14 protein-coding genes are annotated in these 23628 nt (G+C 38.7%); 2 read left to right on the forward strand and 12 right to left on the reverse strand.

What is annotated here, in order from left to right; translation table 11 throughout:
- Nucleotides 1–40: 40 nt before the first annotated feature.
- The 4 genes from NU887_RS03585 to NU887_RS03600 form a co-directional block, all read right to left on the reverse strand.
- Entirely contained in the window at nt 41–856 is an 816-nt protein-coding gene (locus NU887_RS03585) for a copper resistance protein NlpE N-terminal domain-containing protein (protein WP_258421977.1), read from the reverse strand.
- A gap of 42 nt (nt 857–898) precedes the next feature.
- Entirely contained in the window at nt 899–2578 is a 1680-nt protein-coding gene (locus tag NU887_RS03590; protein WP_338080963.1) for a formate--tetrahydrofolate ligase, read from the reverse strand.
- 238 nt (nt 2579–2816) lie between these two features.
- Entirely contained in the window at nt 2817–5900 is a 3084-nt protein-coding gene (locus NU887_RS03595) for a VPS10 domain-containing protein (RefSeq protein ID WP_258421978.1), read from the reverse strand.
- A 26-nt stretch (nt 5901–5926) separates the two neighbouring features.
- Nucleotides 5927–6670, reverse strand: a complete 744-nt coding sequence (locus tag NU887_RS03600; RefSeq protein WP_258421979.1) for an outer membrane lipoprotein-sorting protein — start codon at nt 6668–6670, stop codon at nt 5927–5929.
- Between the two features lie 290 nt (nt 6671–6960).
- Here NU887_RS03600 and NU887_RS03605 point away from each other — a divergent pair, with 290 nt between their 5' ends.
- Together NU887_RS03605 and NU887_RS03610 are read left to right on the forward strand one after the other, a co-directional pair.
- On the forward strand, nt 6961–7332 hold the full coding sequence (locus NU887_RS03605) for a BlaI/MecI/CopY family transcriptional regulator (RefSeq protein ID WP_258421980.1): 372 nt from the start codon (nt 6961–6963) through the stop codon (nt 7330–7332).
- On the forward strand, nt 7329–9017 hold the full coding sequence (locus NU887_RS03610) for a M56 family metallopeptidase (RefSeq protein WP_258421981.1): 1689 nt from the start codon (nt 7329–7331) through the stop codon (nt 9015–9017). Before NU887_RS03605 ends, NU887_RS03610 begins: the two co-directional genes overlap by 4 nt.
- A gap of 70 nt (nt 9018–9087) precedes the next feature.
- Here NU887_RS03610 and NU887_RS03615 read toward each other — a convergent pair whose 3' ends face one another.
- The 8 genes from NU887_RS03615 to NU887_RS03650 all read right to left on the reverse strand — a co-directional run bounded on the left by NU887_RS03615 (nt 9088) and on the right by NU887_RS03650 (nt 23555).
- Nucleotides 9088–10626: a trypsin-like peptidase domain-containing protein gene (locus NU887_RS03615; protein WP_258421982.1), complete on the reverse strand. Its 1539-nt coding sequence runs from the start codon at nt 10624–10626 to the stop codon at nt 9088–9090.
- Nucleotides 10626–11501, reverse strand: coding sequence for a hypothetical protein (locus tag NU887_RS03620; protein WP_258421983.1), 876 nt, complete (start codon nt 11499–11501; stop codon nt 10626–10628). The genes NU887_RS03615 and NU887_RS03620 overlap by 1 nt, the downstream gene beginning before the upstream one ends.
- 354 nt (nt 11502–11855) lie before the next feature.
- A complete protein-coding gene (locus NU887_RS03625) occupies nt 11856–12968 on the reverse strand; it encodes an endo-1,4-beta-xylanase (protein WP_258421984.1) in 1113 nt (370 codons plus the stop codon).
- Between the two features lie 11 nt (nt 12969–12979).
- On the reverse strand, nt 12980–15127 hold the full coding sequence (locus NU887_RS03630) for an alpha-glucuronidase family glycosyl hydrolase (RefSeq protein WP_258421985.1): 2148 nt from the start codon (nt 15125–15127) through the stop codon (nt 12980–12982).
- Nucleotides 15128–15253: 126 nt separating this feature from the next.
- Nucleotides 15254–16759, reverse strand: coding sequence for a phytoene desaturase family protein (locus NU887_RS03635; RefSeq protein WP_258421986.1), 1506 nt, complete (start codon nt 16757–16759; stop codon nt 15254–15256).
- A 193-nt stretch (nt 16760–16952) separates the two neighbouring features.
- Nucleotides 16953–17981: a PAS domain S-box protein gene (locus NU887_RS03640; protein ID WP_258421987.1), complete on the reverse strand. Its 1029-nt coding sequence runs from the start codon at nt 17979–17981 to the stop codon at nt 16953–16955.
- Nucleotides 17982–17986: 5 nt separating this feature from the next.
- Nucleotides 17987–18418, reverse strand: coding sequence for a response regulator (locus tag NU887_RS03645; RefSeq protein WP_258421988.1), 432 nt, complete (start codon nt 18416–18418; stop codon nt 17987–17989).
- A 34-nt stretch (nt 18419–18452) separates the two neighbouring features.
- The gene (locus NU887_RS03650; protein ID WP_258421989.1) at nt 18453–23555 is read right to left on the reverse strand and encodes a PAS domain S-box protein; all 5103 of its coding nucleotides are present in this window, start codon (nt 23553–23555) and stop codon (nt 18453–18455) included.
- Nucleotides 23556–23628: the final 73 nt, after the last annotated feature.

The raw sequence follows: 23628 nt of genomic DNA on the forward strand, positions 1-23628 counted from the left end.
AATTCACAAAAACACCCCAACTGCTTCATATTTAATTGATTTACTTCGGTAATTCCTGTTTTTCTAGTGTGAATCGTGCCAATGGTGCCATTTTGGCTTTTTGAATTGACAATGTACTGTCTCCAACACTATAATTGTCTACCATTCTCAAAACTTCCAAAAATTCCTTTTCAACCTGCATATCCAGGCAAGCCATCATGGTTGAGGCTGTATTTCCGAAGGCAATCTTGTTGCCTTCCAAAAGTTCATAAGGACCAAAGAAATTGTTACAGGATCCGTTGCCATTGAATGATGCAGTTTCCATTTCAAATAATATAAAAGCTTCTTTTAAACCTTGTCCTTTTGTTACCGGAACTCCCCTTACCTCTTCCAAAACCCATTTTTTATCCTCAAGCCTAGGGTCAGTCAGATTTTTTAAAAGGCGGTATTTATCTTCCAAATCGCCGGTAATTCTATTTCCTTGTTTATCCAAATGGTACAATGCATTTTCACCTACAAGATACAATTGGCTGTCTCCTTCTTCAGGCTGTAGTGAAACTTTCGAACCATTTTCATTCCACTTAAATGCTCCTTCGTCTGAAAAAACCCCATTTTCTTTTCCAAGATAATTTAGGGATCTCCTAAAAGTATCATCCGATTTCAGAATGATAGTCGTTTCTATTCCTTCGCAATCTGCACAGGGCAAAGTTCCTTTATACACGCCTTTCCAATCGAGGCTTGTTTGACTGTTGTCACCTAATGGAATCGAAGAAGATATTTCCACGGATTCTCCCTGCTCGATTGATTTTTCTGAACTACAGGAAATGGAAGATGCTATGAATATGGCCATCGAAAGTAAAATCAATACTTTTTTCATAATAGTTGATTTTTTGTGTTTAAATTTTCCAAAATGCAAAGTTTAAAACAAACCTGTAATATTTCCATCTGCGTCAATATCAATACTTTCTGCGGCAGGTTTGGAAGGAAGACCCGGCATCCTCATGATCGTTCCGGCGATCGGAATGATAAAACCGGCACCCGCCGCAATGTCGAATTCTCTTATTTTTATGGTAAACCCCGAAGGCCGGTTGGTGAGTTTAGGATCATCAGATAGGGAATATTGAGTTTTGGCGATACAAACTGCAAGCTTATCCAATCCTATTTTTTTGAAAAGCTTGATTTGCTGTTTTGCTTTTACGCTATATTCAACCTCCGCAGCGCCATAGATTTTTCTTGCTATGATTTCTATTTTTTGCTCTATGCTCCATTCAAATCGGTAAAGAGGAGTGAAGTTACTTTTTCCTGATTCTGCAGCTTCTTTTACGGCCAATGCAAGATCTGTTGCACCTTCTCCGCCTTTTTCCCAAGCTTCACAGAGAGCAACTTTTACACCTAATTTTTCACATCGGTCAATAACCACCTGGATTTCTTCTACTGAATCAGTTGCAAATTTGTTAATCGCCACCACAGGGATAAGCATAAAATGCCTCATGTTTTCAATGTGCTTTTCGAGGTTAGGGAGACCAAAAGCAACTGCATCAGCATTCGGGATTTTCAGATCTGGGAAAGGGATGCCCGAATGGCTTTTTAAGGCCCTGATCGTTGCCACAATTACTACAGCATCGGGTTTAAGGTTTCCGTATTGGCATTTCAGATCAAGGAATTTCTCACCTCCAAGATCCGAGGCAAAACCGGCTTCGGTCACGACATAGTCCGCCAGAGAAAGCCCCATTTTAGTCGCAATGATCGAATTAGAACCTTGGGCTATATTTGCAAATGGTCCGCCATGAATAATTGCAGGATTGCCTTCGATGGTTTGGACAAGATTTGGCATGATGGTATGCTTCATCAATGCAGTCATAGCACCCTGTGCATTGAGTTGATAGGCCCGAACCGGTTCATCGTCATAAGTATAACCTATGATGATATTTCCAAGTTTCTGTTTTAAGTCCATCAGGTCATTGGAAAGACATAAAGCAGCCATAACTTCCGAAGCAGCGGTGATGTCAAAACCCGACTCTCTTGGAATTCCTTGTGCTGATCCTCCAAGTCCAATCACAATGTCCCGCAGGGCACGCTCATTCATGTCCATTACCCTTTTCCAGATTATCTTTCTAGGATCAATGTTCAGGGTGTTTTTTTGATTGTGGATATGGTTGTCCACCAGAGCTGACAAAAGATTATGTGCTTTTTCGACAGCAGCAAAATCACCTGTAAAGTGGAGGTTGATGGATTCCATAGGCAGCACTTGGGCATAACCGCCACCTGCGGCTCCACCTTTCATCCCAAAGACAGGCCCTAAAGAGGGTTCGCGGAGTACGACTGCTGTTTTTACACCGATTTTGTTGAGTCCTTCTGCCAACCCTATACTTGCGGTAGTTTTGCCTTCCCCGGCCAAAGTAGGGGTAATGGCAGTGACAAGGATCAGTTTCTTTCCTTTGATTTTGGATTCATCGATTAGCCTGAGAGGAAGTTTGGCTACATATTTCCCATAGGGGCGAAGGTCATCTTCTTGGATACCAAGCTTGGCAGCAATTTTGGAAATCGGTTGCATTTTGGATGCATGGGCAATTTCAAGGTCGGATTTGGTCATCATCATTCTCTTTTTGGTATAATTTGGGTTTTAGCAGATTCAAAATTTTCGAAACATTTTATTATTTAATTATGGCTTGATTTATTCCGAATTTTTGAAAATTGGATTTGCTTATTTAGGGCTAAAATAGTGATTTTCGGTTAAGGAGCTTGAGAATGGGCTGTAAAAACAATGAATAAAAAAAGTCTCTGAACAATTTTTATTCAGAGACTTTTTTCAAAAATCGGTATGATATTTCGGAAAGCTATTTTTCAATAAATGTTGCGAAATCATCCAAAATCAAATTTTCGATATTGGCACTTTTGGCATATCTAAGGAGATTTTTTTCGTGTTTGGAAATGATGGAAGTGAATTTATTTTGCGACTCTTTCAGTTTTTCATTCAAGGTATTTTTGTTTTCCTCCTGAATCGCAGATGGCCGGTCATAATTGGCAATCACTATTCCATACAATTGCGATATTTTTTCCCTTAATTCAGGTTCTGCAGTATCTACATAATTATCACCGGTTGTAATGACCAATCTTTCTTTGAGTTTGTTTAGTTCATTGATGAATGCAGTCATAGATTTGCTTGATTTTATATCTGAAGCTTTGATTTTTTCTGCATAATCCAAGTAACTATCCACTTGATAAACCAAATAAGCCAGATCCTGAGTCATATCAAACAGTTCCTTGGCCATTTTCCCTTGGGCTTTTCTACTTTCTAGAGAAATCCCTGCCCTTTCGTCATAAACCAGTTCTAGGGTGGTTTCAAATTGTTCCTTGCCTTTTTTCATCACAACTTTATAGGTGCCTGCAGGTACTCTTGGTGCTCCAAATCCTCCAAAAGAGAAAGTTTTTCCTTTGGCCACTTTGGGAGCTTTTCCTGTAAAACCCCACCTGACGATGTTTATCCCTTTTTGTTTGCCCGGGTCCAGACTGATGATCTTACTATCATTTTCATCAAAGATTTCAAGCGTCATTGCTCCAAACGTATGTCGCTTCTTGAGGTAATAGATGATTTTCCCGGATTTGTCAGGGTTAGGCCCAACGAAAGTGACGGCCTGACTTGATCCACCGAAATCACTTTCTTCCCACATCACCATAGAAGGAGATTTGAGAAAATAAACCTCTTCATTAAGCATTTCGGGCCTAATCTGCCTTAATGGGCTGATATCATCTATAATAATGATTCCTCGACCGTGAGTGGCTAAGACCAAATCATTGGTTTTTGGATGAATGGCCATATAGTGTACAGAAGCAGAAGGCATATTATTGGTAAATTTTGACCAATTTTTTCCTCCGTCAATACTTATAAAAAGGCCCAATTCAGTTCCTAAGAACAGAAGGTTTTCATTTTCAAGATCTTCAAGGATATGTCTTGCAAAACCATGTATATCTTTGCTGATCACAGAAGTCCAGGTCAATCCAAAATCCGTCGTTTTGTAAGCATAAGGCTTAAAATCATTTTGGGCATGTCCATCAAATACCGCATAAGCAGTTCCTTTACCAAAATTTCCAGGCTGGATATGATAAGCCCAAGTGTTTTTTGGTAAGTCCGGAATATTGGCAACAACATTTGTCCAAGTCTTACCCCCATCTTGAGTGACCTGTACATTGCCATCATCGGTGCCTACCCAAATAATATTTTCGTCAATTGGTGATTCTGCAATGGTAAATATGGTGGTGTGATTTTCTGCACCTGAATTATCCGTGGAAATCCCCCCTGAAGACGACTGATTTTGTTTAGTAGGATCATTCGTAGTCAAATCGGGAGATATCCTTTCCCAATTGTTTCCCATATCATTTGACCTTAACAAAAACTGACTGCCGACATAAATCCGATCTGGATGATGGGGGCTTATTTGTATTGGTGTGTTCCAGTTGAAGCGGTATTTAGGCTCATCTTTTCCTGGAAAAGGTCTGATATTTTTGATGGTGTTTTTTTCAACATCATAGCGCCAGATATTGTCAGCTCCCTGCATTTCGGAATAAACAATTTTTTTGGTTGGATGTCTGTACACTCTAAATCCATCCCCTGCGCCCACTGACACCCAATCTCCTGGCTCAATTCCTCCGGGACTTGAAGATGGGCCAAACCATGAACCATTATCCTGAAGCCCTCCATAAATCTTATAAGGCTCATCATTGTCCAAACTGACATGATAAAACTGTGAAACCGGCAAACTCTCGACCATTTCCATGGTCGTTCCTCCGTCCCATGTCCTATACAATCCACCGTCGGTAGCTACATAAAACCTGTCAGAATCATGGATATCAAACCATACATCATGAATATCTGAGTGCATGGCACCTAGATTCTTGAAAGTTTTTCCTCCATCTCGGCTAATACTTCCTGACAAACCTGCTTTGACCAGTACATCAGAGTTTTTAGGGTCAACTACTATTCTTGAGAAATAAAATGGCCTGACAGCAAGTTCAAAATCCCCGTTCATAAATGTCCAGGATATACCGGCATCTTCTGAGCGGTATAGGCCCTTTTTCTCTTTGGATTCAATGACGCTATATAAAATATTGGGATCTGAAGGTGCTACTCCAATTGCTATTCTTCCCAAATCCCCACTTGGGAAACCATTGTGGATTTTGTCCCAGGTTTTGCCCCCGTCTGTTGTTTTGTACAGGGCACTTTTAGGTCCTCCCGAACTAAAGGAATATGCCGTTCTCCTTACCTGCCAGAAAGCAGCATATAGGGTGTTGGGATCTTTTGGGTCCATAAACAAATCAGAACAGCCGGTATCTTTCATTCCTGCGAGGATATTGGTCCAAGTCTGACCTCCATCGGAGGTTTTGTATACACCACGGTCATCACTGTCACCCCATAAAGCTCCCAACACCCCCACATAAACCTCATCTGAATTATTGGGATTGATGGCAATACCACTGATTCTATCGGAGTTTTCTAATCCTATTTTGTTCCAGGTATTTCCTCCGTCGACAGTTTTGTAAAGGCCATCTCCGTACGAAACACTGTTCCTTACCCATGTTTCACCTGTTCCAACCCATACCACATTATCAGGGTTGTTTGGATCAACTTCAATAATTCCAACAGACTGATTGTAATCATCGAAAATTGATTTGAAGCTGGCACCACCATTTGTTGATTTCCAGACTCCGCCACCTGCTGTACCTGCATAGATAATTCTGTTGTTGGAAGGGTGACCGGCAATGTCAGTGATCCGCCCACTCATCACAGCAGGTCCGATTTGTCTAGCTGACAAAGACCCAAATAGCTCATTTCCTTTTAAAGTAATGCTCTCCTGCCCATATGAAATGCTCGCAATTATGAAAAAGCAGACCGATAAGAAACTGTAAATAAATTTCCTTGTCATGATATATCTTCAAATAATTAATAAGATCAATCCTTGAAGGCAAATGCAGAAGGATCCAAAGTGGGATTCAATTCTACTTTGGTGATATTAATGGCCTGACCTTGAGGTGTACCTTTAGCTTTTTCTGTGATGGAGAAAGGGAAATATAATCCTTCGACTTCTTGATAATCACTCATCAAAGTCTGGGTTGTTATACCTTTTGCAGGACCGGTTTTCATTTCTTTTTCTACCATGATAGGAACGAAGTTTTCGGTATCAAAAAAATAAAACGAGATGTTTTCAACTTCCGCACCATCCACCAATAATGGTTTTTTTGTCAATTTAACTTTGAAACATTCTGTTCCCTCTACATTTTCTTTTCCCAACAATTCGGCTTTGTATCCTTTGCTTTTAAGGTTCAAAAAAGGATCAGGGAAATCGCCTATTTCACGCTTCATGTTTTCGGTAGTTTCACTGTCGCTTTTTTCAGGTTTCATTGTCATAAAATTGACTCCCCATGCTTCTTTGCCATCAAAAGCCTGCTGAACCATTTCCTGGCCTTGAAGCTGGAATTTCATATACATTTTACCCTCCTTGGTTTGGGCAATTTCTATCGGAATATCCATTCCTTGGGTGCTTACCTTGCCCTCCATTTTTATTGAGGATAATTTGGCCCATTCTGATGCACCTCCTGTATTCTCAAGATATTGTGCAATGATCTCATCGACAGTTTGTGCTTTTACAATGCTTGAAAAGCAGAATAATGCAAGAATCAGTAATGTCTTTTTCATTTGGTTGTAGTTTTTTTAAATGTTAGTAAGTTTTTTTATAAAAATAAAAGTATTAAAATTTAATATCCAAGTATTTGATCTTTTTTGATCTCCTGATTTTACTGATGAATAATGATTTTTATTGATGATTTTTATTTTGCTCAAAGAAAGCCTTGAAAAATTGTTATAAACGTGAATTCTATTCTGAATCCAAGGTGGGACTAAAGGAAATTGTGACAGTGTTTTTGAAATTCTTATGAATTTTTATTTTTTATTCTATATTTGTAGAATAACCTCTATATATATAGAACATGAACCTTTCCAACGGTGAAGAACAATTGATGAATATAATTTGGGAAAAAGGAAAAGCATTTATGAAGGATCTTTTGGAATCCCTTCCTGAACCAAAACCAGCAGTTACTACTGTTGCTACCCTTCTCAAAAGACTTTCTGACAAAGGAGCAATAGGATACACCGTATTTGGTAATTCGAGAGAATATTATCCCCTCATCCAGAAGAAGACCTATTTTTCGACTAAAGTTAATGAGTTGGTAAAAAACTTCTTCAATAATTCCCCTTCCCAGTTTGCCTCATTCTTCACCCAAGAAACTGATATGTCACAAAAGGAATTAGAATCCTTGAAAAAAATAATTGAGGATCAACTTAAAAACAAAACACCATGATTTCTTTTCTCATCAGCTCGACGATTTGTCTTTCAGTTTTGCTTCTTTTTTATCATTTTGTGCTAAGGAAGGAAAGCATGTTTGTATTCAATAGGTTTTTTCTCCTTGGGAGTTTGGTTTTTTCTTTGACGATTCCCTTGATTAATTTGGCTCCTATTTTTCCAACCTTAAATTCCTCCAGCCAAAATGCAGGTGTCGAAATTCAACAGGCTTTTTTGAAACCAGTTATTCAGCCTTCCGATGAAAAAAATCCTGTCATCGCACCAAATTCTGTTCAGCCAAAACATGAAAAGCAAGTTCTAGATTGGTCTTGGTTTTTGGTTTCGGTTTACCTGGTTGGTTTGGTGTTTTTTATAATGAGGTTCATATTTCAAATCTTCAGCTTATCCGGATTGGTAAAAAAAGGGGCAGTAATCCAAAAAGAAAGGTATCGATTGGTTTTAATTGGCCTTGAAACTATGCCCTTTACTTTTTTGGATTACCTTTTTGTAAATGAAATAACCTACCTCACTGATGGCTTAGAGCAAGAAATTCTCCAACATGAATTGACCCATATTAAGGAAAAGCATAGCATAGATATTCTTTTTGTAGAGGCTTTAAAAATCATTTTCTGGTTTAATCCAATTTTTCTTTTCTACAAAAAAGCCATTCAGCTTAACCATGAGTTTTTGGCAGATAGAGAAGTTGTTGCATGTTCTGATGATGTGCTTCCTTACCAAAAACTCTTGATTTCAAAGGTTTTGGGAAAAGAATTTGTGTACAATCTAAGTAGCCCGATCAATTATTCGGTGACAAAGAATAGGTTGATCATGATGAAAAAATCCACTTCAAAACAAAAATCCTTTCTGCTTCGCTTATCCCTGATTCCAATTTTTGGGTTTTTGCTTGGGTCTTTCAGTCAAACCACCGCAAGCCAAAGCAACAATCTTTTTTCTCAGGGCTATCCTGTTAAAGATTTTGAAAGTTATATACTTGAGGCTTTGAGCGAAGAATCTGACTTTGTTGTTGAATTGGAAAAATTGGACATAGAAGGTGCCAAAGCGGCTTATTTGAAATTGACAGAAGATGAAAAAGCCAAAGTTACCGAGTTTCCAATCTTAGAAGATGGCGCATTGACCTATTTGATAGGACTTCAGAATGCAAAAGACAGCATCAAGGTTAGAATCAACTTTTCGCCCCCTCCCAAAAAAATGAGCATTCCTGACGAGGTTTGGACCAATTGGATAAAGTCTAAAAATGTGGAAGTCATATTGGATGATAAGAACGAAGACATTTCCATTCTCAGCAATTATTCACTAAATGATTTTGCATTATATGAAGTTCGTGGAATTGAAAAAAAGAAATTTTTAAAGCCTGAAAAATATCAACTGACTTTGACAACTCATCATCAATTTGAAAACAAGTTTGTCACTTCAAGGAAGAAAATACAAACAATTAGTGCATCCTATCCCAACGGTGATATCGCAGAAATTCCCTATTTTATGAAATATGTGTTGATGAATCAAAAAGGGGAACTGGAAGAATATTTTCCTGAAAATTACCTTCAGCGCGCACTTGAGGCTATTTTGACCCAAGAGTTTAAAGATTTGCCAAGCGCAAACGCAATCATGGATATCAGAAAAAGCTTCTGGATCAATGTCACTAGAAACGGGCAAAAAGAAATGGTGGTGGTATCATACAATTGATCTGAGGTAACCTGAAATAGGAAAATTCCTAAGGAAGGTTCAGGTAATCTGAATCAAAATTAATTGAAGGTTAATAGGCAAAGGTGGTCAAATGCGTAGCTGAAAATGTTTCGAACACTTTTTCCATATACTCACATTGTTGCCCATAGATGCCCGGATTGGTGCAGTCCAAACCTCCCAATGTAGCTGTGAGGATGATAAATTCCGCAGGAATCGGGATTGTGGCTATGGACATAAAAGTTTTTTCCCTTGACATCAATACAGTCATATAGACATAAACAACGTAGGTGAGCCCATCCTGCCCTGTAATTCCTTCATTAGCTGCAGAAAGCACCCAAGCGATTTTTCTGTCAGGGCCAAAATCCAAGGTATAGGAATATTCTTCATCTATTGTGAATCCGCTCAAACCATACCGTTCCGCAAAATTTGCATTGATCAGCGCTCCGACAGAAGTAAGCAATTCATCGAAATCAGTCTCTGAAAAATCATCTTTCAAGCCTATATGATAAATATTGATGCCGTCATCAATTCCCGAAACAACCTGAAAAGCTTCTTCCTCATTACTGTAGATCAGTTCCTGTTCTTCCGGAATAGCCAATACTACGCCGTTATTGATGTCCTCAAATATATTGAACCGCATGCTTTCATAGTCCAAGGTTATTTTGATATCATCTTCCAACTCATCCGCAAATTTCATCAGGTTTTCGGGATCATCAGAAGTTTCGACCATTTCCATCAACGACCTGTTTTTGGTAGGATAAAATTCAAATTCATCCGTTTCTACAGGTTCTGCATAAGTTTGCTTGAACAATTTTTCTTCAACAATATCAGTGTTTTCAGCAACCGTTTCAATCCTCACATCTGCAGAAAACAACTGTGACAAAGTCTCAAAATTAGGAGGGAGGGAAGTGATCGTAGAACTTTCAAGTTCGGAAATGTATTTTGCCGGAATGATCCAACTGACATTGCTTGCACCTTTTTCCAAACCTCCGTCTCCAACACCGATCAACCGCCCCTGAGAATCAAATACAGGTGCTCCTGAAAATCCGGGTAATAAACTTCCTTCAAGATAGAGAATGTTGAGGTCCAAAGCAGGAAATCCAATTTTTGCCAAGGCAGCTTTATCTTTTGCCGGTATGAGACTATTTAATGTTTCGGGACTGACATCTCCTTTCCTGAGAATTCTCGAAGAACTTCCCGGAGCTCCACTGTTATATCCAAAAGCATACACGTCTGAGCCAAATTTGATGGGTCCAACGTGGAAATTGTTGATCGGAGCTACCCCGATGGGGACGGCAGGCTCGCCTGGCAGTACTTCAAGCAATACCAAATCGGCTTTTTGGTATACCTTTTTTATTTTGACTTTCCTCCAGGCCTGATTCATATAAAGCACTTTTATACTCCCTGTCTTGCTCATCCCATGAAGAGAGGTCACGACTTGGTTGGGTGTTTTCCAAACAAAGCCTGTCAATACTTTAGATTCTCGTTCATTGACTGTGACCACCACCCTCACAAGGGAATTTTTGATCTGATCAGGATCAAACTGTTGTCCCTTGGAAAAAAATGAAAAGGACATGAGGATCAGGAAAATTTGTGTTGCATTTTTCATCACTCAAAAACTTTTAGAATTGCCTTATAAATTTGGAGTCTTTCGGATTCAGAAAACTGACTTTGGGCCATTAAAATAAGGTTTTTCCAATTTTCACCGGAAGCTGAAATTTGTGTTTCCATTTCTTCAAGTGAAAATTTTGGATTGATTGCTTTGATTTTCTCAGTATTTGAAATCGTGTATGGTTCTGAAGAAGAAGAATTACAAAAACTGTCTCTGACCAATAGAAGAGATTTCCCTTTCATTTCATCCGGAAGTTCGGTTTGAAAAGTATCAGCAAATTTTCTCCAAATCCCCTCAGTTGACCTGAATGTGTTGACCATTTCCGGTACGGGGGTTTCAGCTGTCATGTAGTAAAGTACGTCGCAATCCGAAGAATTGACAATGGTCGAATACAAGAGACTTGCCTCTCGTTGGGCTTTGGAGGTATCGGACTTGATGAATCCTATAATCAGATTTCGTGCTTCTTCGTCCGAGAATCCTATGGACTTGTATTCCTCCATTTTGTCTTTTAGGGTTGGGGCAAAGGGATTGTTTGCCCTCAGGTAAAGTCCCGCAATGATCCCCGCTACCGTGAAAAGCCCAAAAGACCCTATCCTGAGGCTTTTGACCGGATCCAAATATTTCTCGTTTAATCCTATCAAAACTGCCAATAGAGAAGAAACCGTCGCAATGACTCCACTGACAACAGGCGATAAAGTGGTGGACAACAATATTCCCAACAACAGGCCTATTCCCAATCCATTGAATATTGCCGAAAAGGCATTCAGGAAAGTCATTTTCCTGGGTTCTGCATTTTCTCCTCCAGTAATGAGCTGACTTCCGGATTGAAAGGTTTCGATGATCGAACCTACTTTTGAGTCATTTTCTTCCATAAATTTTAAATAGAAAAGGTTAGTGAAAAAAATCGATTGAAGCTTTGTCGAAGAAAGACCATAGAGAATCTTTCATTTTTTTGAACGGATTGGAATCATTGCTTAAGTTCATAATTCTAAATAGTTGGCTATACTATTCGAATCAGAGTTAAAGTTCCTTATTGTAAAGTGTTACTTTAATGAAAAAATCAGAATAAAATTTGATTATTCCTAGTACTTAAAAATGTATTGTTTTGTTTAATCTTCAATTGATTGCATAAAAATGGGGATTTGGCAAAATTGATTTTGCCAAATCCCTTCTAAAAATTTGTACCTAATCTGAATTCCTCCAATAGGAGAATTGGTAATTTACGATCAGCGGACCGATCTGCTTTCTATGATTTCCTTGATAACATCAGATTTTTCATCATAATTTCTATCAAATGGCAAGGGATAGGCAGTTCTTCCTCTCATTGGCCAATTATTTAACCAACTTCCTCCATCATGGATTCCCCAAAAGGTTATTCTGGTGATTTTGTCACTGTGTTTGTTAAAAAGTGCAAACAATTCCCCGTATCGCTTGGCAAGTTTTTCCTGCATTTCCTGTGGAAGACCATCTTTAAACGGATTGTATTTCTCATCTGAAGCAAAAGTAGCGTCTATGTCGGCACCGGATCTGTTGGCGGGATTGGGTAGCACATCGATGTCCAATTCTGTAAACATCACTTTAAATCCCGCTTCAGAAATTGCTATGATAGAAGCCTCTATCTGTTCAATGGTCGGAGATTCAAGTCCATAATGTCCCTGCATACCTATCCCATCTATCCGAATCCCCTCGGCACGGAGTTCTTTTGCCAGTGCGATTGCAGTGTTTCTTTTTTCAGGTTTCCACATGTTGTAATCGTTATAATACAGTTCTGCTTCAGGATCTATTTGGTTAGCTTTTATGAAAGCACGTTTTATAAAATCCTTTCCGGCTGCATTGTACCATTTGGAGGTTCTCATATTCCCATCGTCAAAAATAGCCTCATTGACTACATCCCAACCGTTGACCCTACCTTTGTATCTGCCAACCACCGCTTCAATATGGTCTTCCATTCTTTTTATTAAGGCATCTTTTTCTAGGAGATTTTTATCCGAATCTTCAAAAACCCAATCTGGAGTTTGGCTGTGCCATACCAAGGTATGGCCCACGATGAAGGCATTTAATTTTTCTCCCAAGGCCACATATTTATCCACCGGTTCAAAATTAAATTTATCAAGCTCAGGGTGAATGGGCCCCCATTTCATGAGATTTTCTCCTGTAATGCTGTTAAAATGCTTTTCCAAAACATCCAAAGCTTTTGTTTCCTGTCCATTGACTTGTCTGTAATTGAGGGCGGCACCGATATGAAAGGATTTTTCAAAAGCATCCTTCATTCCCGATTGGGCATGGGAGGATAAATGAAAGACAAACAAGAAGATCGAAATTAAAAGTATTGGTTTCATGGCAAAATGGTTTAGATTCCGGGTACAAAATTTCTTTTAAAATTCAGATAGTATTTCAGGTCATGTTTTGGTTTTTCAACTCCTGGAGGTAATGTCATTTTGGAAAACTGCTGAAAATAAAGCAGACAGGAATCTCTCCACCATTCTGCTTCGGATACCTGGATTTTAAAAAATGAACTGATGTGTTCATATCTTTCCTGGTCTATCTTTCCTTCCATTTTGGCCCATTGGGATTGCATCCACCTAGCACCTTCCACTCCTTTTTGGTAACGCAAAGCCATTTCTGTCCAAAGGTTATTTCCTGTCGAAAGTTTTTTGTCCCAAGAAACACGGTGAAACCATAGCAAATATTCTAATGGAATTTTGTCGGCATCTCCCCATGTTTTTTTCCATTCAGGCGCATATTGGGCCAATGCATTGCTGCCTTTTTCGGTCCTGTCAAATCCTATCCCTTCTTCAGAAGCTTTGTGATAATAGGTGGCTGTCCAATCTTCTCTTCCGCCGCCTGTAACCCAAGGACCGGGACCCCAATGATGGCTTCTTGCCATGATGTGGTGCAATCCCAAAGGAGTCATGTAATTGACTAGGATTTCATGGGATCGGAGCATGATTTCTTTGGAGGTGGCGACAAAATCAACATCATTGGAAAATGTCATTTTTAACCAATCTTCAGCGATTTCATCAATGTTTGCATCAGGATTCCAAGCGAGTTTGCCAAAGGCATACCAATCCGCCTGTGCAGTCTGATGCCCTGTCCAGTTTCTGTCTGTTCCTATATTGGCAACGCCGGCTATTCCTGTGAGTTTATATCCGTGAAGACTTCCGTCAATCACTTTGCTGACGGTACTTCCTTTTCCTTTGGCATAAGTATCAGATTGTAGGATTTCTCTCCACATGGTAGCGAGATTGACCCAATGCGTCTCTTGGCCTAGATATTCCTTTGTAATCTGGAATTCCATCATCAAAGGGGTTTTAGGCATGGCTCCGAATAATGGATGAAATGGTTCTCGTGGTTGGAAGTCCAGAGGACCGTTTTTGACCTGCACGATTACATTGTCCCTAAACGTTCCATCCAAAGGCTTGAATTCATCATAAGCCTGTCGGATCCTGTCTGTAGGCGTTTTTTCATTATAAACAAAAGCACGCCACATCACAATACCTCCAAAAGGTCTGACAGCATCTGCCAGCATATTTGCTCCGTCTGCTTGGGTACGCCCATAATTATGAGGACCGGGCTGTCCTTCGGAATCTGCTTTGACCAAGAATCCTCCAAAATCAGGGATATAGGAATATATTTCTTTGGTTTTCTTTTTCCACCAGACCTGCACAGCCGGATCCTGAGGATCGGCAGTGGGCAAACTGTCCAAGATCATTGGAGCATTGAACCTTGCTGTTAGGTATATTTTAATACCATATGGTCTAAATGCATCTGCTAAGGCTTTGGCTTTTTCGAGGTATTCAGGCGTCAAAATCAATGCATTGGAATTCACATTGAAGATCGAAGTCCCGTTGATTCCAATCGATGCATTTGCACGGGCATAGTCTATGTATTGTTGGTCGATATGATTGGGTAGCCTGTGCCAGTTCCAGATGCTAAATCCTGCATATCCTCTTTCTACCGTCCTATTGAGGTTATCCCAATGGTTGAGAAGCCGTTTTTGGATTTTTGGATTTTCTAGCCGGTCAAGGTTTTCCAGTTTTTCTCTTGTCTGAATGGCCTTCAAAAAAGCAAATGTTCCATAAAGCAATCCGATATCAGTTTTGGCTGTGATGATGATTTTTCCCTGATAGGATTTCAACCAATATCCTTCTTCTTTGACTTCAGAAAGTTTGGTCCCGAGCTTACCTTTGATTTCTTCGGGCAAATCTTCTGACCGGATGATCCAAGTCAAATTGGAATCCGTGGTTTTTGAAAATTCGGGTAGGACTTGTTGGTCAAAAAAACCTTTTGATGCGATAATCAATTCTTTTTGTATGATGTCTAGGGTAGGGGACTCGCCTGATATGGATATGTTTTCTAGGTAATCTCTGTAATAGTCACTGACTGCTTTATTTTCAAATGGAAGGTATTGAAGCCAAAGCTTATAGCCATCATTGGCATAGCCAACACTTATCAATATAAAAAATATAATCGTGGCCCCTGATTTTTTGATGCTCATTTGTGGAATAATAGGTTTAATTGGTTTCTTGGATAGAAAGCTAAAAAAAATCCCACAAAAGAAATCTACAATCTTGATAAGCGGAGTTCATTTTATCCGGCCAAATGAGTCTTTGTCTCTGGATACTCATTGTCCATGTTCAAAATTTATTCCTTCCGATGCACATATTTGTCTAATGACCTCGCGGCCTGAATAAGCAGCCGGTGGCAAGCCACCTCCTGTTGCTACCCAATGCCCTGCCATATAAAATCCCTTAAGGTTTTCAAAATGGCTTGAGATTTTGGTTTTGATAGACCCGGGGGTAGGAAGCCAACCTTTATAGCTGCCATTGTGATTTCCGGTCCAGTTTTCAAAAGTAATGGGAGTGGCAATATCCATGAAGTCCACATTTTTTGATATTCCGGGAAATTCTTTCTCTAAAGTTTTTAGTAATTCCCTTTCGATGTGTGACCTTTCCTCCCTGTAAGGTTTTTCTCCCTTTTGATGGAGTTTTTGCCAAAATTCAAAATCGGTATCAAGCATGGCAGTAACCAAAGTTTTTCCAATGGGAGATATTGTATTATCAAAATTATAAATCTGAAAAGAGACCCTTTCGTGCAGAAAATTCCCCACCTGAAGCTTTTTGTCAAACGGGATGTTGAGTCCAATAATAGATGATCTAAGATCCTCAAAGGTCCTGTTTAACCCTGCGGAAAAAAATACCAGAGATGGGAAAGTTTCTAAAGTCCTGTAGGCGTCCAATGTCTCATTGTCAATATAGCCCGGATCCAACAACTTGAACAGTACACTGTATCCATCGCAGGCAGAGACCACAAAATCAGAATAATGGAATTTTGAATCAGCGCTTTGGATACCAACGGTTTTATTTTTTTCAACGATGACCTTGCTGATTTTTTGTCCCAATTCCAGTTTGCCCCCAAGGTCCAAATAACGTTTGGTAAGTGCATCCATAAATTTACCGGAACCTCCGATAGGATACCCTCCAATTCTGTTTGCCGCATAGCTCAGCTGGAGCAACAAAAAACTCATAGACATATCGGGTGACCAAAAATTCCGGAAAGCTTTTCTCAGGATTTTGGATTTGAATTTTTTTGCAAATTCCCATACCGACATGTTGTTGTATTTTCCCAAAGCAACCACTGCAGGCATGTTGTCCATGAAGACTTTGCTCCAATCCCATGCATGCAGCAAACCAAATGCCCTATCCATCGTGAAATTGGCATTTGACAGTAATTTGATATGGTGGATCAACTCTCCGATCAACCTTGAGTCTACAGGTGAAATACTCAATAAATGCTGCTGAAGTTTGTTTGGGTCGGTATAGAAATGAACCTCGACACCATCAATGTCTTTGAATTCAATAAAACTATCATGATAATAAAAGTCAATTTCATCCAAAACTCCAAGATCGGACCACATACTATAAAAATCAATCCCTGGAGCTGAACCGATCAGCCAATGAATAGACCCATTGACTTTAAATCCGGCTTTTTTCCAAGAAGTACAGACCCCGCCGGTACGCTTTCCCATTTCAAAAACGGTAACTTCGAATCCGTTTAGCCTTCCGTAAATTCCGGCAGCGAGGCCTGCGACACCACCGCCTATGATGTTGACTTTTTTTGAATCTCTCATGGTATTTTGGGTTTGGAAAAAGATGCAAAAAGTTGTGGCAGAGGGTTAGTATAAAGTTAACCTGAATCGTAACCAGTAAAAATTATTTGGGGTAAAATATCTATTGCTTTCAATGATTTTTAAACCTTAAAAATTTATCGTGTTTGAGAAGGCTTAAAAATGAAAAAACTGGATCAAAAAATATCTTTTTGATTCAGTTTTGCTTTGATACGTCCTGAAAATTGATTTGCTGCGCTTTATCTACCACATCTTTGATGATTTCATCCAGTTCATATGCTGAATTGATAATATGACCTAGATATTCCTTGATCTCCGATAACTCCATATCTTCCCTTTTTATCATTTCTATGATGCCCATCATTCTCGAAAGAGGCGCTCTTAGTATGTGGGATTGGACCCAGGCTATATCCCTGAGTTTTTCATTTTGGGTTTCTATGGCTTCAAGGTATTTAAGCTTGGATGTGATATCATTGGCTAAAATGATTCTACATTTTCGTCCCTGAAATTCTATTGGATTGGAAAGAACTTCAACCCTTATTTTTGTCCCATCTTTTTTAATGTGATTGAGAATATATTTTAAGTGGCTGGGATTTTCAATTCGGATAGAATTCAGAATTTTTTCTGTAAAAGACCATTCTTCCACAGGCCTTATATTCATGATAGTCATTTGCATAAATTCTTCCAAACTGTAACCATAATGTTGGATTGCAGCCTGATTGACATTCAAAAAAACCAAAGTCTCCATATCAAAAACCCACATGGGTTGGGGACTAAGTTGAAACAAGTCAGCGTACCTTTGCTCGGATTCCTGCAGCCTGACAATTGTTTTGTTTCTCTCGATATTATAAACAATACTTTTGTGGAGAATGGGTGGGTTCAGTTCATCTTTTAGCAGATAATCCGCAACCCCCATATTTAAAGACTTGATGGCAAATTTGGCGTCAGAATAGCCGGTCAGCACGATGACAGGTACATGTACTGCTATGTCCATCATTTCAGAAATCAGCTGCTCACCGCTTTTGTCGGGTAGGGTGATATCGAGAAGAATGACATCAAATACTTTCTGATTATCAGTCAAAACCTCTTTGGTTTCTTTAAAATTTTCTGTCCTGTAGATTTGTGGATCAGAAATCATATCATCCAAATACTCCTCGACAAGTACATAATCTCCAAGATTGTCCTCAACCAACAAGATTCGATATTTCTTTTTGTCCTTTTCCATTTAAATCATTTAACGGGAGGAAGGGAAACAATACTCAACCAAAACTCCTCTATGGAAGTGATGGCTTTCATGAATTCATCTGCCTCTACCGGTTTGGTAATATAACAGTTCGCGCGGTTTTGATAAGATAATGTAATGTCTTTTTCCGAAGAGGATGTCGATAGCATGATAACAGGGATGTGCTGGGTTTTTGGATTTTCTTTTATGGATTTCAAGACTTCATGCCCGCTTTTTTTAGGCAGATTTATATCCAAAATTACCAAATCCGGATCTTCAATTTCCTTGTATTTGTTCTCTTTCAAAAGAAAATCAATAGCCTCTTTCCCATCACGGGCTACAGATATTTTGTTTTTTATTTTGAAGTCTTCAAATGCCTCCCGAGTCATAAAGATATCCCCTTCATTATCTTCGACTAATAGTATGTGGATGGGTTTCATTTTGTTTTAGGTTTTTATATTTGGGTAATAAATTTTATTTGATTTTTGGAATGGAAAATTTAAAAGTACTTCCTTCACCACCGGTTGATTCCACCCATATTTTCCCGCCGAGGTTTTCGATTATTTTTTTGACGATTGAAAGACCTATTCCCGTTCCTGCATATTCGTTTTTGTTGTGAAGCCTCTGAAATATGACAAAGATTTTATCGAAATATTCTTTTTCTATGCCGATACCGTTATCCTTAATAGAAATAACCCATTCATTTTCAAACTCTTCTCCTGAAATATGTATTTCAGGCCGAATTCCTTCACGGGAATATTTAAGGGCATTGTTGATCAGGTTATTGAAAACCTGGATAAAAGGTGAGGGATAGAAAGTCAACGAAGGAAGGTCTGTAGTAATAATCGTGGCTTGGGTTTCGTTGATGATTTTTTTCTGAAGCAATATAACTTCCTTCACTATATCATCCAAGTCAAATTTCTGCAGCCTGGTGTCTTCCTTTCCTATTCTGGAATAATCCAAAAGGTCAAGGATAATTTGCCTCATCCGCTTTGCACCATCTACAGCAAAAGATATGTACTGTAGTGCTTTGGTATCAAGTGTATCGGCATATTTTTTTTCCAATAGGGTCAAAAACGACGAAACCATCCTCAAGGGTTCTTGAAGGTCATGCGATGCGATATAGGCAAATTGTTCAAGCTCGGAATTTGAAACTTCCAAGTCTCTGGCTTGTTTTTTCAGGTTTTCATTTAATAGTTGTAATGATTCTTCATATTCTTTTTGTTTGGTCAAATCCGACATCGCTCCGACCATTCGGATTGCCTTACCTTTCGGATTTCTGATGATTATTCCTCTATCGACTACAAAGGCATATTTTCCGTTTTTCTTTTTGTATCGATATTCCTCTTTCCATTTGAAGACATCTTTGTCGTCGAGTGCATTTTTAAGACTTGATTGAACAATGGAATAATCAACAGGATGAATACTATTGATCCAATTTTCAACTTTTATCTTATCCCTTGCAGTTTCCTGTCCAAAAAGTTTCTTAAATCCTTCTCCCCAAAACCTTTTTCCACCTTCAATATCCCAATCCCAAACAGCATCGTTAGTTGCTTCGGCAACTTTTTCAAACCTGCTGTTTGACTCTTTGATTTCCTCAAGATAATTTTTTTGTGGGGTAATATCCCTAAGGTAGACAGAAAGTCCTTTCTTGTTTGGATAGACACTGACTTCAATCCATAAATTTAATTGATGGAAGAAGTGTTCAAAATGAAAGGTTTGTTGTTGATTTTTTGAATCCTTTAGTTTTTCTTTTACTCCCAGATCAAGTGCATCCGGAAATTCACTAAAAATATTTTTACCCAAGATTTCCTCCCTTTTGACTGAGAAAATTTCTTCTGACTTTTTATTCCAATAAGTAATATTCCAATCCTCGTCCAAATTAAAAAATGCGTCACCGATACTTTCAAGAATATCTTCTTTTTCTGCATAGGATTTCAAAAGAGATTCTTCTGCTATTTTCTTTTCGGTAATGTCTATCCTGATAGCAAGGTATTGCTTGATCTTTCCTTTTTCATCTTTCAAGGGTGCAATAATGGTATCTACCCAATATTCATCTCCCTTTTTGGTTTTGTTTTTCAAATCTCCCCGCCATATTTCTCCTTTCGAGATTGTCTGCCACATCTCTTTGTAATAGGACTTGGGATGGTATTCGGACTTATTGATTCGGGTATGGGTTCCGATGAGCTCTTCACGGGTATAGCCTGACAGTGTGCATGTATGGTCGTTTACCTCAAGAGCAATTCCCTGAAGGTCCGTTACGGTTACGTTGAAGGATTGGTCAAGGGCAGTTTTATAATCCTTGATGGCTTGTATGGATTTATTAAGATTGATTTCAGCCATTTTTTGAGTATGGATATCCTGAAAACTTCCCAATAACCTAACACATATTCCATTTTTGAATTCAGGTCTTCCTATCGCACGTACCCATTTTTCATTTCCTTTGGCTGTAATTAATGGAAATTCAAATTGGAAGGGTATGCCATTTTTTATAGTTTCTTCCAATATTTCAGAAATCTGTTTCCTATAGGCAGGATGATAAAAATTGACACCGTCTTCAATGGTCGGAGGTACATCATCACTTTCCAATTCGTGGATCTCTTTGGTCATTGATGACCATACTATTTTTTGCTTGATCAGGTCTACCTCCCATCCCCCGATTTTTGATAATTTGGTGGCATTTTCAAGTAATTCCTGAAGATCCTTTTGCTTAGAAATGTCTTTGGCGACAGCGTATATAAGACCCTCTTCCTCAGAAAGTATCGCAGACCAACTTAGCCAGATTGGTTTTTCAGATTTTGAAATTACCCTGATTTCAAAATATGGATTCGTTTTTGTTTTATATAAACCTTCAAATTCACTTTGGAATATTTTTAAATCCTCGGGATAAACAAATTCTACAAAAGGTCTTGCCAATAATTCTTCCTCGGTGTATCCGGTCAGTTCAACTGCTGCAGGATTGATTTTTTTGAAATACCCATCTGTACCCGCAATACAAATGATGTCTGGGGAAGCATTGAATACCCCGCTGAGTTGATGTTCAACCTGTTTTCTCCTAAGCTCAGATCCAAGAAAAGTTTCTAATTTTGCGAACAAAGAGGTAAAAAATGTGATTTTTTTAAAATTTTCACCCCCGGCAAACAGAATCACACCGATAACTTCGTTGTTGAATTTTACCGGGATTCCCAATGCCTTATTCAAACCTGTTTTTTGCGCCGCTTCCTTCCTTACAAAGTTTGGATGCTTATCTAGATTATCCCAAATTTCTGATTTTCCTTGTTTCCAGATTATCCCCGGTAATCCTTGACCAAAATCAAAAGATTTGATTTTTCTGGTATCTTCCCGGAATATGTCATATTCATCTTTTATAGGAAAGGTGGACACGAGATTTACTGTTTGTTTGTCTGATGAAATCAGCCAAGCTTCAGAATAGCCAAAATTTCCAAAATTTGTAAGGTGCTCCAAAACCATGTTGAGGGTAATCAACAAATTTTCATTTTTATTAAAAATAAGACCAAGTTCTGAAAACAAGCTTTTTTGAATGAGTTCGTTTTGAGTTTCTGTAATGTCTCTTTGAATAAATATCCATTGGGAAATATTACCGCTGTCATCCCTTACAGGACTGGCAGAAAGGTTATTCCAAAATTCATCCCCATTTTTTTTAAATGAAATTATAGTGGTTTCGAAAGGTTCCCCACTTTTCAACATTTCCCTTAATGTTTCTTCTTCCGACTGATCGAGACCTTTATCTATTATTAATTTTGGTGATTTACCAATAACGTCCTCTGAGGAATATCCGGTCATTTTGGTAAAAGCAATATTGGAATAGATGATTTTTATATCTTTTCCTTCATAATCTCCTACGTCCGTGATCACCACAGCATCGCTTGTATTTTTGACAACACTTTCGGCCAATCTCAACTGCTGTTCTTCCAAGGTCTCCTTGGTAATGTCACTCAAAACTCCGATCATTCGCACTACCTTGCCTTTTGGGTCTCTTACGGCATAGGCTCTTTCTTCCACAAAGGAATATACACCATCAGACTTTTTGAGCCGGTATTTTGAATTCCAGTTTTCCTGCTTTTTATCTGAAAAAAAACTTTTCAATGATCTGTTGACTTCATCAAGATCTGCAGAATGAATCAGGTCTTCTTTTTGGTTGATTTCAAAAGGTGTAGAATCTAAAGTGTATCCGAACAGGTCTTGGAATCCTTTACCCCAAAGAATGTTGCCGGTCAAAATATCCCAATCATAAATGGCGTCCTTTGTAGCAAGGGTGACATACTTATATCTTTCATTGCTTGACTTAATCTCATTGGTTTTTTGGTGATTTTCCAATATCAGGCTCAGTAAAGAGGCAGAGCGGCTCAAAATATCCAATTCTTCTTCGGATGGGGTCCATACCTCGGAGGTATAGCAGGCAAATGTCGCTATTACATTATCTTCAGAATTGAAAACAGGCTGAGACCAACAGGACTTCAAACCGAAAGACGAAGCCAAATCTTTGTAATCTTCCCAAAGTGGATCTTTGCTGATATCAGATACAATTATTCTCTTTTTTAGGTAGGCTGCTGTACCGCATGAACCGGCTTTTGGGCCAATCGGTGCCCCATGGATGGCATCCATATAAGCTTTTGGTAATGTTGGAGCCACCAGGTTCCATACTTTTCCATCTTCTACTTTGAGTAAAGATGCCCTGATGTAAGGGAATTCGATTTCCAATCCTGCCAGATAATCAAAAAGGTAATTTTCATTGTTTGATTTTTGGGAAATGGACCTCTCCAAAAGATCCATTTCAAGTTTGTTAAGATTTTTCTGACGCTCCTTTTTGGTGACATCATGACAGGAAACCATCCTGCATTTTTTACCCAGGTATTCTACATATTGGCTGCTAATTTCAACTTTGATCTTGCTGCCATCTTTTTTTATATGGGTAAATACTCCAAAATTTTTGTTGTCCCCTTCTCCATTTCTATTTTGAATAGCTGAAAAAAGCTTTGGGTATTCTTCTTTTGGTCTCAAATCCAAAAGTGTCATATTTAAAAATTCCTCTTTGCTGTAACCGTAATGAGCTATTGCAATATCGTTTACTGTGAGAATCCGCAAAGATTCCGGATCATAAATCCACTTGGGGAGAGGGCCTGCATTGAATAATCTTTTGTATTCTTTTTCTGATGTTTTTAAGGCCTCCTCTATTTTTTTTGCCTCGGTGATATCGTTGACTACAACAATGCAGGATTTTACCCCATTATACTCAATGATGTTTGCTTTTATTTCTACCCGGATTTTTTGTCCGTTCTTTTTCTGATGGGTCCAATATCCTTTATGTGCTAAACCGCCCATGTTTGAAAAGGCTGATTCATCAGAAATAATGGATTCAATTTTATTAATTTCCTCTTTTGGACGGATGTCTTTCACGTTCAAAGACAAAAATTCCTCCTTTTGATATCCGTAAAGGAATAGGGCTGCAGGGTTGCATTCCATAAAATTGCCTGAAGAAAATTCCCATATAAACATGGGTGCAGGGTTGTCTTGAAAAAGTAATTCAAAATTCACCTCAGATTTATTTGTTTTCACCTTATGAAAATTTATGGTGATTTGGTTTTATTAATTTCCCAAAATTTTAAAAGAGTATTTCAGGCTTCCCTTA

This window comes from Aquiflexum gelatinilyticum (genome assembly GCF_024741135.1).
Classification (GTDB): Bacteria; Bacteroidota; Bacteroidia; order Cytophagales; family Cyclobacteriaceae; genus Cognataquiflexum; species Cognataquiflexum gelatinilyticum.

Excerpts from the sequence above, each read along its gene's own strand:
- NU887_RS03585 (WP_258421977.1), bottom strand. The coding sequence starts at position 856 with ATGAAAAAAGTATTGATTTTACTTTCGATGGCCATATTCATAGCATCT.
- NU887_RS03590 (WP_338080963.1), bottom strand. The coding sequence starts at position 2,578 with ATGATGATGACCAAATCCGACCTTGAAATTGCCCATGCATCCAAAATG.
- NU887_RS03595 (WP_258421978.1), bottom strand. The coding sequence starts at position 5,900 with ATGACAAGGAAATTTATTTACAGTTTCTTATCGGTCTGCTTTTTCATA.
- NU887_RS03600 (WP_258421979.1), bottom strand. The coding sequence starts at position 6,670 with ATGAAAAAGACATTACTGATTCTTGCATTATTCTGCTTTTCAAGCATT.
- NU887_RS03605 (WP_258421980.1), top strand. The coding sequence starts at position 6,961 with ATGAACCTTTCCAACGGTGAAGAACAATTGATGAATATAATTTGGGAA.
- NU887_RS03610 (WP_258421981.1), top strand. The coding sequence starts at position 7,329 with ATGATTTCTTTTCTCATCAGCTCGACGATTTGTCTTTCAGTTTTGCTT.
- NU887_RS03615 (WP_258421982.1), bottom strand. The coding sequence starts at position 10,626 with ATGAAAAATGCAACACAAATTTTCCTGATCCTCATGTCCTTTTCATTT.
- NU887_RS03620 (WP_258421983.1), bottom strand. The coding sequence starts at position 11,501 with ATGGAAGAAAATGACTCAAAAGTAGGTTCGATCATCGAAACCTTTCAA.
- NU887_RS03625 (WP_258421984.1), bottom strand. The coding sequence starts at position 12,968 with ATGAAACCAATACTTTTAATTTCGATCTTCTTGTTTGTCTTTCATTTA.
- NU887_RS03630 (WP_258421985.1), bottom strand. The coding sequence starts at position 15,127 with ATGAGCATCAAAAAATCAGGGGCCACGATTATATTTTTTATATTGATA.
- NU887_RS03635 (WP_258421986.1), bottom strand. The coding sequence starts at position 16,759 with ATGAGAGATTCAAAAAAAGTCAACATCATAGGCGGTGGTGTCGCAGGC.
- NU887_RS03640 (WP_258421987.1), bottom strand. The coding sequence starts at position 17,981 with ATGGAAAAGGACAAAAAGAAATATCGAATCTTGTTGGTTGAGGACAAT.
- NU887_RS03645 (WP_258421988.1), bottom strand. The coding sequence starts at position 18,418 with ATGAAACCCATCCACATACTATTAGTCGAAGATAATGAAGGGGATATC.